The 1,258-nt window shown below is 59.1% G+C and carries 1 protein-coding gene; it reads right to left on the reverse strand.

Translation table 11 applies throughout. From position 1 onward, the window contains the following. Positions 1-299: 299 nt before the first annotated feature. Positions 300-1,258: IS701 family transposase (locus tag AC07FD_RS00520; protein ID WP_478348206.1), on the reverse strand; the 959-nt coding region annotated here is incomplete at its 5' end.

Raw genomic sequence — 1,258 nt, forward strand, 5'->3', positions numbered from 1 at the left:
CATCGATTCCCGCATAATGTTCCATGGCTGTTCCTCTCATGATGTTTGGAGCCGATCGCTCGGACTCCGTTTCAACACCATCATTCTGAGGGACAGCCACCCAACCTGGCTATGCTCGCGAAGGCCGGCCCATTACGGCATCTAGCATTACAGTTGCATGTTAGTTCTCAGATGAGCTCGTCGAGCGGCGGCCTGATGGGCGCGCCTCCAGCATGACCACGCAATGACGTAGGCGGGCTTTATGCGACGCTGGGCAAGCTTGGTGGTGATGCGCCGGACTTCCTGGATAGACCAGCGGATCAGAACCTGTTGGTCGGTATCCGCGGTCTTTTTTGGGGCGTCACGTCATTGGCGCGGTACCGGATCACCGCCATCATGGCGAAGGCGAGCATGACGAGGGAGGCGTGGCGATGCCAGCCATGCCATGACCGGGTTTCGTTGTGATCGAGTCCGAGCTCGTTCTTGGCGGTCTCGAAGCTGTCTTCGATCGCCCAGCGATGGCCTTCCACGGAAACGAGCGTCTGGATGCCCGTCCCGGCCGGGCACCATGTGGTGAAGAATGCGAGATCGCCGTCGCTGATATTGCGCCGGATCAGGAGGCCACGGGTCCAAAGCCCCGATTTCGTCTCGTTATATTCGTCGGCATCGAGATCAGCGAGTTCGCAGTAGGCCCAGTCATGAAGCCGCGCGCCTTTGGTGCCCTCTCCGGCGGAAAGGCGCTGCCATGCACTTGGATCGAGATCACGGGCGATCTCCTGAGCTGTGCCGGCGACCGAAGGCTTACCCGACCAGGAGCCGAAATGATGGTCCGATTTAACCCCAAGAACGTAGCCTTTGCAGGCTCGCCGCAGGGTTCCTTCAACGTCCCCGACGCCATACACCGCATCTGCGGCCACCCATGAAAACGGCACATCGGCTGCCAGCGCACGCCGTATCATATCGACAGCCAAGCCTGGCTTGGTAGCGAAGGCTATTGCCTCAGGAACATGGGTGGCTGCAAGCCTTGCCGGATCGCCGGTCCAACTCTTGGGCAAGTAAAGGGCTCGATCGATAAAAGCATGACCGCGAACGGACACATAGGCGGCGAACACACCGATCTGGCAGTTCGTTATCTTGCCTGCCGAACCTGTATATTGACGCGCAACTCCGCAGGATGCCTTGCCCTGCTTGAGGAAGCCGGTCTCATCGATGACAAGGACCGCATCATCTGTGGCGAGGTGCTCTACAACATACTCTCGCACAATGTCGCGAAGTCCGT

This window comes from Mesorhizobium waitakense, from assembly GCF_056431085.1.